Origin of the sequence: Embleya sp. NBC_00896, from assembly GCF_045207785.1 — a bacterium.
Lineage (GTDB): Bacteria > Actinomycetota > Actinomycetes > Streptomycetales > Streptomycetaceae > Embleya.
This window is the reverse complement of record NZ_CP108776.1, coordinates 6,198,046-6,212,495: the sequence shown is the minus strand read 5'-3', so window position 1 is coordinate 6,212,495 and position 14,450 is coordinate 6,198,046. Positions and strand designations below refer to the sequence as shown.

Sequence of the window (14,450 nt, the reverse complement as noted above, 5' to 3'; positions counted from 1 at the left end):
GCGTGAACCGAGAGGTTATTTGTGACCCCGAGCTCGTCCAGCACGCTTCCCAACAGAATCGCCGAATCGGAATCTCTGGTGGCGCTCATCGAGCGTGGCCGTGCCGAAGGATCGATTACCGGCGAGGACATACGCCGAGCCTTCGAAACCGATGCCATCCCTGCGACGCAGTGGAAGAGCATCCTCCGTAGCCTCAACGAGGTTCTCGATGAGGCCGGTGTGACGTTGACCGTCAACCCGGTCAAAGAGACCCAGCGGAGGGACGTAGCGACAACCCGGCGATCTGTCAAGAAGACGCTATCCACGCGCTCAACCCGTGTCAAGAACACAGAGACCTTGCCCGCGCAAGTCACGCCCGCGGCAACGGAATCGGGAGAGTCCGTCGTGGAATCTGCCTCGAAGCCGAAGAAGGCCGCAGCCAAGAAGAAGACCGCGGCCAAGAAGACCACCACCACCACCGAGACGACCAGCACCGAGACGACGGCCGCCAAGGCCGGCGACGAGGCATTGGTCGAGGAGGACCTGTTCGACGAGCCCGCCGAGGTGGCGGCGCCCGAGGTCGGTCCGAGCGGATTCGTGCTCACGACCGATGAGGACGACGCTCCGCAGCAGCAGGTCACCACGCCGGGTGCCACCGCGGACCCGGTCAAGGACTACCTGCGACTGATCGGCAAGGTCTCGCTGCTCAACGCCGAGCAGGAGGTGTCGATCGCCAAGCGGATCGAGGCCGGCCTGTTCGCGCTCGAGAAGCTCGACTCCGAGCCGGGTCTCACGCCGGAATTCCGCCGTGAGCTCGAACTCGTCGCCGAGGACGGCAAGCGCGCGAAGAACCACCTGCTGGAGGCCAACCTCCGCCTCGTGGTCTCGCTCGCCAAGCGCTACACGGGCCGCGGCATGCTCTTCCTGGACCTGATCCAGGAGGGCAACGTCGGTCTCATTCGTGCGGTCGAGAAGTTCGACTACACCAAGGGCTTCAAGTTCTCCACGTACGCGACGTGGTGGATCCGGCAGGCGATCACCCGGGCCATGGCCGACCAGGCGCGGACCATCCGCATCCCGGTCCACATGGTCGAGGTGATCAACAAGCTCGCCCGCGTCCAGCGCCAGATGCTCCAGGACCTGGGCCGCGAGCCCACCCCGGAGGAGCTGGCCAAGGAACTCGACATGACCCCCGAGAAGGTCGTCGAGGTGCAGAAGTACGGCCGCGAGCCGATCTCCCTGCACACCCCCCTCGGCGAGGAGGGCGACAGCGAGTTCGGCGACCTCATCGAGGACACCGAGGCGATCCGGCCGGCCGACGCGGTCAGCTTCACGCTTCTCCAGGAGCAGCTGCACTCGGTCCTGGACACCCTTGCCGAGCGCGAGGCCGGCGTGATCTCGATGCGCTTCGGTCTCACCGACGGCCAGCCCAAGACCCTCGACGAGATCGGCAAGGTGTACGGGGTCACCCGTGAGCGCATCCGCCAGATCGAGTCGAAGACCATGTCGAAGCTGCGCCACCCGTCCCGCTCCCAGGTCCTGCGCGACTACCTGGACTAGGCAGGATCCCGGGTACGGACGGACGCGCCACGCCATCGGCGCTCTCCGTCCGTACCCGGCGCCACGCCCCTACGGCTCCAGCCGGTTGGGGCCGCGGAAGAGGAAGGTCGCCTCCCGGATCGACGGCAGGCCGAGCAGCAGCATCAGCAGCCGCCCCAGGCCGAGCCCGAGGCCGCCATGCGGCGGGGTTCCGTAGCGGAAGCAGTCCAGGTACGACGCGAGCGGTGCCGCGTCCATGCCCTTTTCCCGCAGCTGCGCGAGCAGGCGGTCGTACCGGTGCTCGCGCTGCGCGCCCGTGGTGATCTCGACGCCCTTCCACAGCAGGTCGAAGCTCTCCGTGACCGTGGGGTCGTCGTCCGGGCGCAGGTGGTAGAACGGCCGGACCGCGGCCGGGAAGCGGGTCACGAAGACGAACTCGTGCCCGGTCTCCGCGGCGATCAGCGCGGACAGCGCGCGTTCGCCCTCGGGGTCGAGGTCGGCCTTGGTACCGGCCGGGTCCCAACCGCCCGCGCGCAGCCGGGCCAGTGCGTCGGCCATCGTGATCCGCGGGAACGGCGTGGTGGGTACCGCGACCTCCACACCCAGGAGCCGCCGGATCGTCGCGCCGTGTGCGCTCCGGACGTCGGCGAGGACGGTCCCCAGCAGGCGCTCCTCGAAGGCCATCACGTCCTCGACCCCGTCGATCCAGCCGATCTCGGCGTCGACGCCGGTGAACTCGGTGGCGTGCCGGGACGTGTACGACGGTTCGGCGCGGAAGACCGGGCCGATCTCGAAGACCTTGTCGATGCCGCCGGCGATCGCCATCTGCTTGTAGAACTGCGGGGATTGGGCCAGGTAGGCCGGGCGGCCGAAGTAGTCGACGGTGAACACCTCGGCGCCGGATTCGGACGCCGTTCCCATCAGCTTGGGCGTGTGCAGCTCGGTGAAGCCCTCGGCCGCGGTGACCCGGCGCATCGCGTGTTCGACCGTGGTCTGTACGTCGAGGAACAGCCGCCGCTCCGGGCGGCGCAGGTCGAGGAAGCGCCAGTCGAGGCGGCCGTCGGGGCCGGTGTGCGCGTCGATCGGCAGACCGGGCTCGGCGCGCGAGACGATCTCGACCCGCTCGGGGACGAGCTCCAGGCCGCCGAGCTTGACGACGTCGTTGGCGATCACCTTGCCGGTGATCCGCACGGCCGATTCGACCGTCACGTGCTCGAACGCGGCCTCGATCACATCGCCGGCGCCGCCGCGCGGATGGGTGACCTGTACGTGACCGGTGTGGTCGCGGACCACGACGAACTGCATGCGGCGTTGGAGCCGAAGGGTGTCGATCCAGCCGTACACGGTGACCGTGCCGTCGAGCCGGTCGGACAGGTCCCGGATCAGGGTGCGCGTCATCGCGGCAACTCCCTTGGTTGCGGGCGCGTTGGTCGCGCCGGGTACGGCGAGCGGTAGACGGCCGCCCGCGGGGTTCGTCAGCGTAGCCGGCTCGCCGGGCGGGTGTCCTCCGGATAAATCCGCGCTCGATCCGGCGGATGACCGAGGTAGGTCCTAGGCATGTCCGGCAGGACGCCACAACAGCTGACATGTCATGACCATTGCCGCCATCAACTCCCTTGCGGCACACGGGAATTGGTGACGGTAGTCGATCACTGGCGGTTACCATCGCTGGTGACCGCACGGCCCCACCGGCGACCCCGAGGTGTTGACACGATGTCCGAGAACGACGAGATCCGAGCCGCGTCGACCGAGCCGGCGGGTGAGCGACCACCGCCGGGCATCGACGTGAACGTGCCGAGCGTCGCGCGCATCTACGACTACCTGATCGGCGGCAAGGACAACTACGCCGCCGACCGCGAGGTGGCCCGGAAGTTGATCGCCGTGGCGCCCGACCTCGAACACGACGCCGGTTCGCACCGGGCGATCCTGCATCGCGGGGTCCGGTTCCTGGTCGAGCAGGGCATCCGGCAGTTCGTCGACATCGGCTCGGGGCTGCCCACCGCGCAGAACACGCACCAGGTCGCCCAGGCGCTCGCCCCGGAGACGCACGTCGTCTACGTCGACAACGACCCGATCGTGCTCGCGCACGGCCGAGCCCTGCTCGCCGAGAACGACCGGACCACGGTGATCACGGCCGACCTGCGCGAACCCGCGTCGATCCTGAAGAACCCGGACGTGCTGCGGCTGATCGACTTCGACCGGCCGGTCGCGCTGATGCTGCTCGGGGTGATCCACCACATCAACGACGACGAGGATCCGGGCGGGCTGCTGCGCACCTACCTGGAGGCGCTGCCGTCCGGGAGTTGGCTGTTCCTGACCCACTTCCTGCACATCGGACCCGAGTCGGAGCAGCTCGAACGGGTCATGCAGGGATCGCACAAGAGCGGCCGCTTCCGCGAGCGCGCCGAGATCGCCGCCTACCTCGACGGCCTGGAGACGGTCGAGCCGGGCCTGGTGTACCTGGACCTGTGGCGTCCGGAGCAGCCCATCGACGAGGCGACGCTGTCGGTGTCCCAACGCCTGGTCCTCGGCGCGATCGCCCGGAAGCCGTAGGGCGTAGGGCATAGGGCATAGGGCGTAGCCGGGACGCCAGGTCGGTCGGCCGGTCGCCGAAGGCCCGAAGGCGGTCCGCGAGTCGCGAACCACCTTCGGGCCGAAACGGGCTGCTCGCGCGGCCCCGTCACACCGCCGCCGGCAGCGTCGCCGGCATCGACTCCGTCGTCGCCGCCCCGACGGCGATCGGTTCGTCCGCCGCCGTGCTCCGGGCGAACCGCAGCGCGACCAGTGCGGTCGCGCCGATCCCCGCGCCGGCGATCAGCACCGCGGTGCGCAGGCCGGCCACCGACGACGAGTCGGCGTTGGCCACCGCGACCAGGATCGCCAGGCCCACCGCGCCGCCGATCTGCTGTGCGGTCGAGGCCATCCCGGACGCGATGCCCTGCTCGTGGCCGTCGACCCCGATCGCCGCGGCGCCGAACATCAGCGTGTATCCCGCGCCCTGGCCCAGGCCCAGGATCAGGAAGCCCGGGACCATCGCGAGGTACGAGCCGTCGGCCGACATGGACAGGCCCACCACGACCGTGCCCACCGCGCCCACCAGCAGGCTCCCGATCATCGCCACGCGGATCCCGAAGCGGGTCGCCGCCCGGCCGCCGAGCAGCGAGCCGGCGGTGATCGCCAGCATCGGGACGAGGTAGGCGAGGCCGGTCTCCAGGGCGTTGTAGCCCTGGACGTCCTGGAAGTAGACGGTGAGGAAGTAGGCGAGCGTGCCGATCGTCGCCATGTACAGGAACGTGACGGCCATGCCGGTGTTCAGGTTGCGGGCACGCAGCAGGCGCAGCGGCATGAGCGGGTCGCGGCTGCGGCGTTCGATGGTCAGGAACGCGGCGATCAGGAGCACGCCGATGCCGACACTCGCGAGGATCGGTGCGGAGGCCCAGCCCGATTCCGGGGCCTGGACGAACGCGAACACGATCGCGATGGTGCCGAGCGTCGAGGTGAGCGCGCCGGCGACGTCGAACCTGCGGTCACCGCGCCGGGCGACGTCCGCGGGGATCAGCCGGAGCGCGGTCAGCGCCGCGATGCCGGCGAGCGGGACGTTGACGTAGAAGACCGCCTGCCAACCCAGGAATTGGGTCAATACACCGCCGAGCAGCGAGCCCACGATCATCCCGCTGCCACCCGCCGCGCCCCACACCGCGAAGGCCCGATTGCGCTCCCTGCCCTCGGCGAACAGGGTGCCGACCAGGGTCAGCGTCGCGGGGAACAGGAAGGCCCCGCCCACCCCCTGCACCGCGCGGGCCGCGATCAGCAGCCCGGGGTCGTCGGCGAGGCCGCCGGCGAGCGAGGATCCGGCGTACAGGGCGAGCCCGAGGACGAACATCCGGCGCGGCCCGTACAGATCGCAGGCCCGGCCACCGAGGAGCAGCAGTCCGCCGAACGCGACGGCGTAGGCGCTGATCACCCATTGCAGACTCTGCGCGGTGAAGCCGAGGCCGCTGCCGATCTCGGGGAGGGCGACGTAGACGATGTTGTAGTCGACGGAAATGATCAGTTGCGCGAAGGCCAGCAGGGCCAGGATCAGGCCGGCCCGGCGGGACCCGGCCCCGGTCGCGCTCGTACTCGTGCTCGTGCCCGTGCCCGTGCTCGTGCCCGTGCCCGTGCCCGTGCCCGTGCCCGTGGTCGTGGTCGTGGTCGTCGTGGTGGTCGGGTCGGACATCAGTGCTTCCCCCGCTCGTCCGTGCCGGCGACCTTGGCGGTGCCGATCGCGATCCGGTTCCAGGTGTTGATGGTGAGGATCAGGGCCATCAGGCGGGCCAGTTCGGCCTCGTCGAACCGCGCGGCCGCGTGCTCGTAGACGTGGTCCGGGACACCGCCGACGGACACCAGGGTCAGCGCCTCGGTCAGCGCCAGCGCGCCCCGCTCGCGTTCGGTGAAGAAGTGCGGGGCGTCGCGCCACACGGCGATCATGGCCAGGCGTTCGGCGCTCTCCCCCGCCGTGTGCGCGTCCGACCAGTGCATGTGCAGGCAGTACGCGCAGCCGTTGAGCTGCGACGCGCGGATCTGGACGAGTTCGACGAGCGCCGGGTCCAGACCCTCGCGGGCGGCGGCGTCGAAGCCGATCAGGGCCTTGAACGCCTTGGGCGCGGCCTGCGCGAAGTTCACGCGGGGGGCCGTCCCCGTCCCCGGGCCGGGGCGGCCGCCGTCCTCGGCCATACCTCCGGTCCTGTTCTCGGTCCTGTTCTCGGTCCTGCTCAACGTGCTGTTCAAAGTGCTGCTCGCGTTGCTCATGACCATGAATCTAGGTCCGTAAGCGACCCGGTATAGGGTTCACTTTCATGTCGGAAACACAGGTCAATTCCGCGCAGTGGATCGGTCGCGATCTGCACCTCGAACTGTCCGGTACGGGCAGTCGCCGGGCCGTCCTGATCCGTGCGATCCGCGAGGCGATCCGGACCGGCAGGCTCGCGCCGGACACCCCGCTGCCGCCCTACCGCTCGCTCGCGGCCGACCTGGGCATCGCTCGCAACACGGTCGCCGACGCGTACACGGAACTGGTCGCGGAGGGCTGGCTGACGGCCCGTCAGGGCTCCGGGACGCGGGTCGCGCGGCGGGCCGAGCCGCTCGCCGCCGCGCGCCGCCGGGCCCGCCCGAAGACGCCCACCCGCTCGGCCGGTCCGACCTACAACCTGCGCCAGGGCCAGCCGGACGCCGCGTCCTTCCCACGCGCGCCGTGGGTGGCGTCGACGCGCCGGGCGCTGAACGCCGCGCCGAACGAGGCCTTCGGGCCGGGCGATCCGCAGGGCCGCCCGGAACTGCGCGCCGCGCTGGCCGACTACCTCGCCCGCGCTCGCGGAGTGCGTACCCATCCCGACCGGATCGTGGTCTGCTCGGGCTTCGCGCACGGACTGCGGCTGCTGTTCGGCGGGGTCCTGCGCGGGCCGGTCGCCGTGGAGGCGTACGGCCTCGCGTTCCACCGCTCGATCTTCGCGGCCGCCTCGGTGCGTACGCTGCCACTCGCCATCGACGAACACGGCGCCGACACGGACGCGTTGGCCGGGCTGCCGAACGCGCGGGTGGCCGTACTGACTCCCGCCCACCAGTTCCCCACCGGCGGCCCGCTGCTGCCCGAGCGGCGGGTGGCCGCGCTCGACTGGGCCCGGGCCGGCGGCGGGATCGTGCTGGAGGACGACTACGACGGCGAGTTCCGCTACGACCGGCGCCCGGTCGGGGCGGTACAGGGGATGGACCCGGACCGCGTCGTGTATATCGGCTCGGTCAGCAAGAGCCTGTCGCCCGCGATCCGGCTGGGCTGGATGGTGCTGCCCGATCACCTCGTCGACGACGTGCTGGCCGCGAAGGGTCTGCGCGAGGCGTGGGCGGGGGTCACCGACCAGCTCACGCTGGCCGACTTCATCGAGGGCGGCCACTACGACCGGCACATCCGCCGGATGCGCCAGCGCTATCGGGGCCGCCGCGATCAGCTCGTCGCCGCCCTGGCCGAACACGCCCCGCACGTGAGCGCGACGGGCATCGCGGCGGGCCTGCACGCGGTCCTACGGCTCCCCGAGGGCACCGAGCCCTCCACCGTCAAGGCCGCGACCTGGCAGGGCCTGGCCCTGGACGGCCTGTCCGCCTTCCGCCACCCGGACGCCGGCGGCCCCGCCCCGGACGGCTTGGTCGTGGGCTACGCGACCCCGCCCGACCACGCCTACGGGGCCGCCCTGGAGGCCCTGTGCCGCTCCCTGCCGCCGGCGCCGGGCGAGTAGGCGGCAGGCGGGATGCCCGGGACGCCCGGGAGACTCAGGACGCCCAGGAGCCTCAGGAGGCGCTCACACCACCCGCGTCGGCGGCATCCCCGACAGGCCCGATTCCGGTGTGCGCAGGGCCAGTACCTGGTTGACCCCGATGCGGTTCTGCTCGAAGGCCAGGGCCGAGGCGGCCATGTACAGCCGCCAGACTCGGACGCGGCCGGGGGTGCCGAGTTGGATCGCCCGCTCCCGGTTCGCCTCCAGGTTGGCCACCCACGCCCGCAGGGTGGACGCGTAGTGCTCGCGCAGCGCGTGCACGTCGCGGACCTCGAAGCCGGCCTCCTCCAGGAGCGACACGGTCGTGCCCACCGGCGTGAGTTCGCCGTCGGGGAAGACGTAGCGGTCGATGAACTCGTCGACGTGGTAGTGCGCTTCGTCCGGCGCGGGGCGGCGGGCGATCTGGTGGTTGAGCAACCGGCCGCCGGGGCGCAGGAGTCCGTACAGGGTGTCGGCGTACGCGCGGAACTGGACGCGGCCCACGTGTTCGGCCATGCCGATCGAGGAGATCGCGTCGTAAGGGCCGTCGGCGAGTTCGCGGTAGTCCTGGATCCTGATCTCGATCCGGCCGGAGAGTCCCGCGTCGGAGACGCGTTTGCGGGCCAGGTCCGCCTGTTCGTTCGAGATCGTGATGCCGACGACCTGCGCGCCGTACTGCTCGGCCGCGTGCAGCGCCATCGAGCCCCACCCGCAGCCCACGTCCAGGAGGCGCATTCCGGGGCCGAGCGCGAGCTTGCGGCAGATCAGGTCGAGCTTGGCCCGCTGGGCCTCCTCCAGCGTCGCGTCGGGGCGATCCCAGTAGGCGCACGAGTAGACCATCGACGGGCCGAGGATGAGCCCGTAGAAGTCGTTGCCGACGTCGTAGTGGTGGCGGATCGCCTCGCGGTCGCGGCGCAGGCTGTGCATGACGCCGCGGCGACGCCGGACCTCCTCGACGGGAGGCGGCGGCGGCACGGGCGGTCCGGTGAGCGCGAGCACTTCGCGGATCGGGCGCAGCGCGTCGAGCGCGGCACGGGGGGACGCCGGGAGCGGGTTCTGCTCGCGGTGCAGGGCGACGCCGGACAGGCGTTCCAGCGCCTCGTAGAGGTCGCCGTCGATGTCGAGGTCGCCGGACACCCAGCCGCGGGCGAAGCCGAGTTCGCCCGGCTTCCACAGCAGTCGGCGCAGCGCGCGCCGGTTGCGGATGACCAGTGCCGGGCCGTCCGGCGGGCCGGCCTCGCTGCCGTCCCAGGCCCGGACGCGGATCGGCAGCGGGCGGCCCAGGACCTGCTGGGACAGCGCGGCCAGGCGAACGGCGGTATGCGCCATGACGGATTCCTCCGCGGTGTGGAACTCCGGACTACCGATCCGGATTGCACCACTTTCCTACCCCGTCACGCCCGCGGCACGACCGAAGATGGCCCGTCCGGAGCAGTCGAATTGCTCCGGCCGGGCCACCTCTGGGCAACCGTGCCTACAGCACCTTGGACAGGAACGCCTTGGTGCGTTCGTGCTGCGGGTTGGTGAGCACCTCGCGCGGCACGCCGGCCTCGACGACGAGTCCGTCGTCCATGAACACCAGCGAGTCGCCCACCTCGCGGGCGAAGCCCATCTCGTGGGTGACCACGATCATCGTCATGCCCTCTTCGGCGAGGCCGCGCATGACGTCGAGGACCTCGCCGACCAGTTCGGGGTCGAGCGCCGAGGTCGGCTCGTCGAACAGCATCAGCTTGGGGTCCATCGCGAGCGCGCGGGCGATCGCCACACGCTGCTGCTGGCCGCCGGAGAGCTGGGCGGGGTAGGAGTTCGCCTTGTCGCCCAGGCCGACCCGCTCCAGGAGTTGCTGCGCACGGTCGCGCGCGGCGGCCTTGCTCTGCCCCTTGACCTGGGTCGGGGCCTCCATGATGTTGCCCGCGGCGGTCATGTGCGGGAACAGGTTGAAGCGCTGGAACACCATGCCGATGTCGCGTCGCTTGAGCGCGACCTCGCTGTCCTTGAGCTCGTACAGCTTGCCTTTGGCCTCGCGGTAGCCGACGAGTTCCCCGTCCACCCACAGCCGCCCGGCGTTGACCTTCTCCAGGTGGTTGATGCAGCGCAGGAAGGTGGACTTGCCGGACCCGGAGGGGCCGACCACACACGCGACCTCGCCGACGGCGATCTCCATGTCGATGCCCTTGAGCACCTCGACCAGGCCGAACGACTTGCAGACGTCCTCGGCCTTGACCATGGGGCGAGTGGGCGCGGCGTCCCGACCGCTGGACTTGGCGAAATTGGTCGTCATCAGACCTGGCCCTTCGGGCGCCGTACGGCAGTCAGGTTGGTCTTGATCCGCTGTAGCGGCGTGGGCGGCAGCGCACGGCTGGACCCGCGGGCGAAGCGCCGTTCCAGGTAGTACTGGCCGATGCTGAAGACGGTGGTCAGCAGCAGGTACCAGAAACAGGCCGCGAACAGCAGTTCCATGACCGCGAGGTTGTTCGTGTAGACGTCCTTGGCCTTCTGCAGCAGCTCGGGGTAGACCACCAGGCTGGCGAGCGAGGACGTCTTGAGCATGTTGATGAACTCGTTGCCGGTCGGCGGCACGATCACGCGCATCGCCTGCGGCAGCACGATCCGGCGGAGCGTACGGCCCTTGGACATGCCGAGCGCGTGCGCGGCCTCGGTCTGGCCATCGTCGACGGACTGGATGCCGGACCGGACGATCTCGGCCATGTACGCGGCCTCGTTGAGGCCCAGGCCGAGCAGCGCCGCCATGAACGGCGTGATCAGGTCGTTGGTGTTCTGACCGAACAGGGTCGGGAAGACCAGCGCGAGGTTGCCCCAGATGAGCAGCTGGACCAGGACCGGCGTACCCCGGAAGAACCAGATGTAGAGCGACGCGACGGTCGAGGTGACCGGGTTGCCGGACAGTCGCATGACCGCGAGCACGACGCCGAGCACCAGGCCCAGCAGCATGGCCACCAAGCTGATCAGCAGCGTGTTGCCGGCGCCCTTGACGATCTGTTCGTCGAACAGGTAGTCGCCCGTCATGCTCCATTGGATCTTCGCGTCCATGAACGCTTTGACCAGGAACCCGAGTCCGATCAGGACTACGACGGCCGCGGCCCAACGGCCGTAGTGCGGCACGGGGATCGCTTTGATGGGTTGCCGCTTGACCGACTGTTTGTCGGCGCCGGCTTCGGGGGGCGTGGTCACTGGTGGGTGACCTCCTCTTGGAACACGAACCAGGGGCGGGACAGGGGGGCTTGCCGGTCCGGTCCCGCCGTGGCGGGACCGGACCGCGGGATCAGGAGGTGGCGCCGTTGATCGTGACCTCCGTGACCGCGCCGGCCTGGACCTTCCACTTGTCCATGATCTTGCCGTACTCGCCGTTCTTGATCAGGGCCTCGAGCGCCGACTTCAGGGCCTGCTGGAGCTGGGTGTTGTCCTTGCCCACGCCGATGCCGTAGAGGCCGGCGTTGATCTGGTCGCCGGTGACCTCGAAGTCGTTGCCGCCGCCCGACGTCTGCGCGTTGTAGGCCGCGACCGGGAAGTCGTTGAGGTCGGCGACGGCCCCTCCGCCCTTGATCTTGAGCAGCGCCTCGCCGTCGTTGGCGTACTTCTGGATGGTGATCTCGCCCTTGCCGTTTTCCTTGCACTTGGCCGACTGCGCGACGGCGACGTCCTCGTTGACCGTCGCCTCCTGGAGGGCGACCGTCTTGCCGCACAGGTCGTCGAGGGACTTGATGTTCTCCGGGTTGCCCTTCTTGACCAGGATCGAGGTCCCGGCCTTGAAGTAGTCGACGAACGAGAGGCCCTGGTTCTGGCGCTCCTTCTTGTCCGTCATGGCGGACATGACGATGTCGAAGCGGTTGGACGTGACGCCCGTGATCAGGGCGTCGAACGGCGAGTTCTTGTAGTCGTACTTGACGCCGAGCTGCTTGCTGAGGGCGGCGGCGAGGTCGGGGTCGACACCGACGGCCTTGCCCTTCTCCATGAACTCGATGGGCGCGTACGCGATCTCGGAGCCGATCTCGATCTTGCCGGACTTCTGGACGTCGGGCGGCAGCATCTTGAAGAACGGGGCGTTCTCGTCCTTCTTGCCCAGCGCGCTGTCCTTGTCGTCACCGCAGGCGGTCATCAGCATGGCCCCCGAGACGATGGCCGCGGTGATGGCGATCAGACGGCGGTGGGTAAGGCGTCCGCTCATGTGCGGGTTCCTCCAGGTATGAGGGGACAGTGTTGCCGGCACGGCACGAGATCGCCCACGGTGCCCGTTCTGGACACACTTTGGACGAATCCGGGATCGAGCTTTGGGCATGAATGATTTCCTGATGCTCTGACCTGAACAATGGGACAGATTGTTAAATACGAAGATCCAATTTGACAAGATGTCAAGCGGTGATCCCTTTATTTCATCCGATTGGGCGACATTCCGGGGCATACCCAATCGGTTCTGGTCCACTCGATCTACGCGCATTGGCGTGACGATCTCGGGGTCTGACGTGATCTTTGTCGCGCGATGCCCGTTCCGCGCCTCAGCAGCAGCGCGACGTCGATCGCGGCGACCGCGACGGCCGCCGCGAACGGGACCCGGGGCCGCCGCCCGCCGAGCAGCGCACCGGCCGCGCCGACCAGGCCGGCGGCGCCGAGCGCGAGCCGGCCCGCACGGTCGGGGCGGCCGTACGCCAGCAGCGCGGTCGCACCGACCAGGGGCAGCGGGGTCAGCGTGCGGATCCCGGTCGGCCCGAGCCGGTGCGGCAGCCCCCGCACACCGGCGGCCAGGTCGTCGGCCAGGTCCGGCAGCGCGTCGGCCAGGTGCGCGCCGCAGCCCAGCAGCGCGGCGGCGGCGACGATCCACCACGTGGGTGACGGACGCCCTGGCAGCCCGAACGCCACGAACGCCGGCAGGCTGCCGAAGCCCACCGCGTAGGGCACCCACGACGCGAGCGTGCCCTTGACCCCCAGGTCGTAGGCCCACGCGGCGCCCACCCCCACCACGTGCACGGTGCCGGCCGCGGGCCCGTGGGCGTACGACAGCGGGACACACGCCACCAGCGCGTACCGCGCCGCCCGCGCGACCCGCTCGGCCCCCACCAGGCCCGCGACCACGGGCTTGCCGGTCCGCCCGCCGGCCCGGTCACGCGCCGCGTCCACCGCGTCGTTGCACCACCCCACCGACAGCTGCCCGCTCAGCACCGCCGCGCCCACCAACGCGCACCCCTTCGCGTCCCGCCCGGCCGCGGCCGCCAGCGCGGTCACCAAGGCGGTGACGGCCACGGTCGGACCGGGGTGGCACGCGAGCAGCAGACCGACGGTCGGCGCGCGATCGGGACCGTTCACCGGTGCGTCCTCTCGGGGTGGTCGGGGCGGTGCCACGCATGCGGGGGGCGGACGCGGGCAAACGAGGTGGGTCCCGTGTTGCCGCTTGGTCCTGTTTCGTGGTTCTGCTGCCTGGTTCCGCAGTGTCCCGTTCCGTACTCCTGCTCCGTCCGCACTCCTGCTCCGTCCGTGCTCCGTCCGTGCTCCTGTGCCGTGCTCCTGTGCCGTGTTCCCGTTCCGTGTTCCCGTTCGCGTCCGTTCTGCCCATCCAGCCGGGGATTCGCCATGACTCGCATCGCCGCCGTCCGTGGCGCACTGCCGCCGCACCGGTACCGCCAAGCCGAGATCACCGAAGCGCTCGCGACCATGTGCCTGCCGGAGGGCACCGGTCGGGCCCTGCTCGATCGCATGCACGCGAGCGCCGGGGTGGAAACCCGCCACCTCGCGCTGCCCCTGGACCACTACCCCAAGCTCGACGACTTCGGCGCGGCCAACGACGTCTTCGTCGCGGTCGCGGTCGACCTCGCGGCCGAAGCGGTCGAGGCCGCGCTCGGGGCGGCCGGGCTGAGCACGCGCGACGTGGACCTGATCGTGTTCACCACGGTGACCGGGCTCGCGGTGCCCTCGATCGACGCGCGCCTGGTCGGCCGGCTCGGGCTGCGCGCCGACGTCAAGCGGGTACCGCTGTTCGGCCTGGGCTGTGTCGCCGGCGCGGCCGGGATCGCGCGTGTGCACGACTACCTGCGCGGCTGGCCGGAGCACGTCGCGGTGCTCGTGTCGGTCGAGTTGTGCTCGCTCACCCTCCAGCGCGACGACGCGTCGACCGCGAACATCGTCGCGGGCGCGCTGTTCGGCGACGGCGCGGCGGCGGTCGTCGCGTGCGGCGACGCGCGGACCGGGCCGGGGCACGGGCCGCGCGTGGTGTCCAGTCGCAGCCGGCTGTACCCGGACTCGGAGCGGGTGATGGGCTGGGACGTGCGCGGGTCCGGCTTCCGGATCGTGCTCGGCGCGAACGTGCCGGACGTGGTGCGCGAGTACCTGCGCGAGGACGTCCGCGGTTTCCTGGCGGAACACGACCTCACCCTGGACGACATCACCGCGTGGGTATGCCACCCGGGTGGCCCCAGGGTGCTCGAAGCGGTCGCCGAGACGCTCGAACTCCGGCCCGGCGCACTCGACCTGACGTGGCGTTCGCTCGCCGCGACCGGAAACCTGTCGTCGACGTCGGTCCTGCACGTGCTGCGCGACACGATGGCCGCTCGGCCCGAACCCGGCTCGCCGGGCCTGATGATCGCGATGGGACCGGGGTTCTGCTCCGAGCTCGTCCTGTTGGAGTGGTAGGTCGGG

12 protein-coding genes are annotated in these 14,450 nt (G+C 70.4%); 4 read left to right on the top strand and 8 right to left on the bottom strand.

The genetic code is table 11. The annotated features are described in order from the left end of the window. Positions 1 to 21: 21 nt before the first annotated feature. Positions 22 to 1,539 (top strand): RNA polymerase sigma factor, encoded by a 1,518-nt coding sequence (locus tag OG928_RS28180; RefSeq protein WP_406288789.1) that lies wholly within the window; start codon positions 22 to 24, stop codon positions 1,537 to 1,539. A gap of 69 nt (positions 1,540 to 1,608) precedes the next feature. Here OG928_RS28180 and aspS read toward each other — a convergent pair whose 3' ends face one another. Further along, positions 1,609 to 2,916: an aspartate--tRNA(Asn) ligase gene (aspS, locus tag OG928_RS28175; RefSeq protein ID WP_406288787.1), complete on the bottom strand. Its 1,308-nt coding sequence runs from the start codon at positions 2,914 to 2,916 to the stop codon at positions 1,609 to 1,611. Between the two features lie 315 nt (positions 2,917 to 3,231). Here aspS and OG928_RS28170 point away from each other — a divergent pair, with 315 nt between their 5' ends. Continuing rightward, positions 3,232 to 4,071, top strand: a complete 840-nt coding sequence (locus tag OG928_RS28170; RefSeq protein WP_406288784.1) for an SAM-dependent methyltransferase — start codon at positions 3,232 to 3,234, stop codon at positions 4,069 to 4,071. A gap of 127 nt (positions 4,072 to 4,198) precedes the next feature. On the opposite strand, the gene OG928_RS28165 is transcribed toward OG928_RS28170, so the two are convergent. After that, positions 4,199 to 5,737 carry an MFS transporter gene (locus OG928_RS28165; RefSeq protein ID WP_406288781.1) on the bottom strand — a complete coding sequence of 513 codons (1,539 nt, stop codon included), beginning with the start codon at positions 5,735 to 5,737 and terminating at the stop codon, positions 4,199 to 4,201. After that, positions 5,737 to 6,234, bottom strand: a complete 498-nt coding sequence (locus tag OG928_RS28160) for a carboxymuconolactone decarboxylase family protein (protein WP_406291272.1) — start codon at positions 6,232 to 6,234, stop codon at positions 5,737 to 5,739. The genes OG928_RS28165 and OG928_RS28160 overlap by 1 nt, the downstream gene beginning before the upstream one ends. Before the next feature lie 122 nt (positions 6,235 to 6,356). Here OG928_RS28160 and OG928_RS28155 point away from each other — a divergent pair, with 122 nt between their 5' ends. After that, positions 6,357 to 7,787: a PLP-dependent aminotransferase family protein gene (locus OG928_RS28155; RefSeq protein WP_406288779.1), complete on the top strand. Its 1,431-nt coding sequence runs from the start codon at positions 6,357 to 6,359 to the stop codon at positions 7,785 to 7,787. Between the two features lie 63 nt (positions 7,788 to 7,850). On the opposite strand, the gene OG928_RS28150 is transcribed toward OG928_RS28155, so the two are convergent. From OG928_RS28150 to OG928_RS28130, 5 genes are all read right to left on the bottom strand, one after another. Beyond that, a complete protein-coding gene (locus OG928_RS28150) occupies positions 7,851 to 9,134 on the bottom strand; it encodes a class I SAM-dependent methyltransferase (RefSeq protein ID WP_406288777.1) in 1,284 nt (427 codons plus the stop codon). Positions 9,135 to 9,279: 145 nt separating this feature from the next. After that, the gene (locus OG928_RS28145; RefSeq protein ID WP_406288775.1) at positions 9,280 to 10,086 is read right to left on the bottom strand and encodes an amino acid ABC transporter ATP-binding protein; all 807 of its coding nucleotides are present in this window, start codon (positions 10,084 to 10,086) and stop codon (positions 9,280 to 9,282) included. After that, positions 10,086 to 10,997 (bottom strand): amino acid ABC transporter permease, encoded by a 912-nt coding sequence (locus OG928_RS28140; RefSeq protein WP_406288773.1) that lies wholly within the window; start codon positions 10,995 to 10,997, stop codon positions 10,086 to 10,088. The genes OG928_RS28145 and OG928_RS28140 overlap by 1 nt, the downstream gene beginning before the upstream one ends. Before the next feature lie 91 nt (positions 10,998 to 11,088). Beyond that, a complete protein-coding gene (locus OG928_RS28135; RefSeq protein ID WP_406288771.1) occupies positions 11,089 to 11,991 on the bottom strand; it encodes an ABC transporter substrate-binding protein in 903 nt (300 codons plus the stop codon). A gap of 260 nt (positions 11,992 to 12,251) precedes the next feature. Further along, positions 12,252 to 13,124 carry a UbiA family prenyltransferase gene (locus OG928_RS28130; protein ID WP_406288770.1) on the bottom strand — a complete coding sequence of 291 codons (873 nt, stop codon included), beginning with the start codon at positions 13,122 to 13,124 and terminating at the stop codon, positions 12,252 to 12,254. A gap of 264 nt (positions 13,125 to 13,388) precedes the next feature. Here OG928_RS28130 and OG928_RS28125 point away from each other — a divergent pair, with 264 nt between their 5' ends. Then, positions 13,389 to 14,444: a type III polyketide synthase gene (locus OG928_RS28125; RefSeq protein WP_406288768.1), complete on the top strand. Its 1,056-nt coding sequence runs from the start codon at positions 13,389 to 13,391 to the stop codon at positions 14,442 to 14,444. Positions 14,445 to 14,450: the final 6 nt, after the last annotated feature.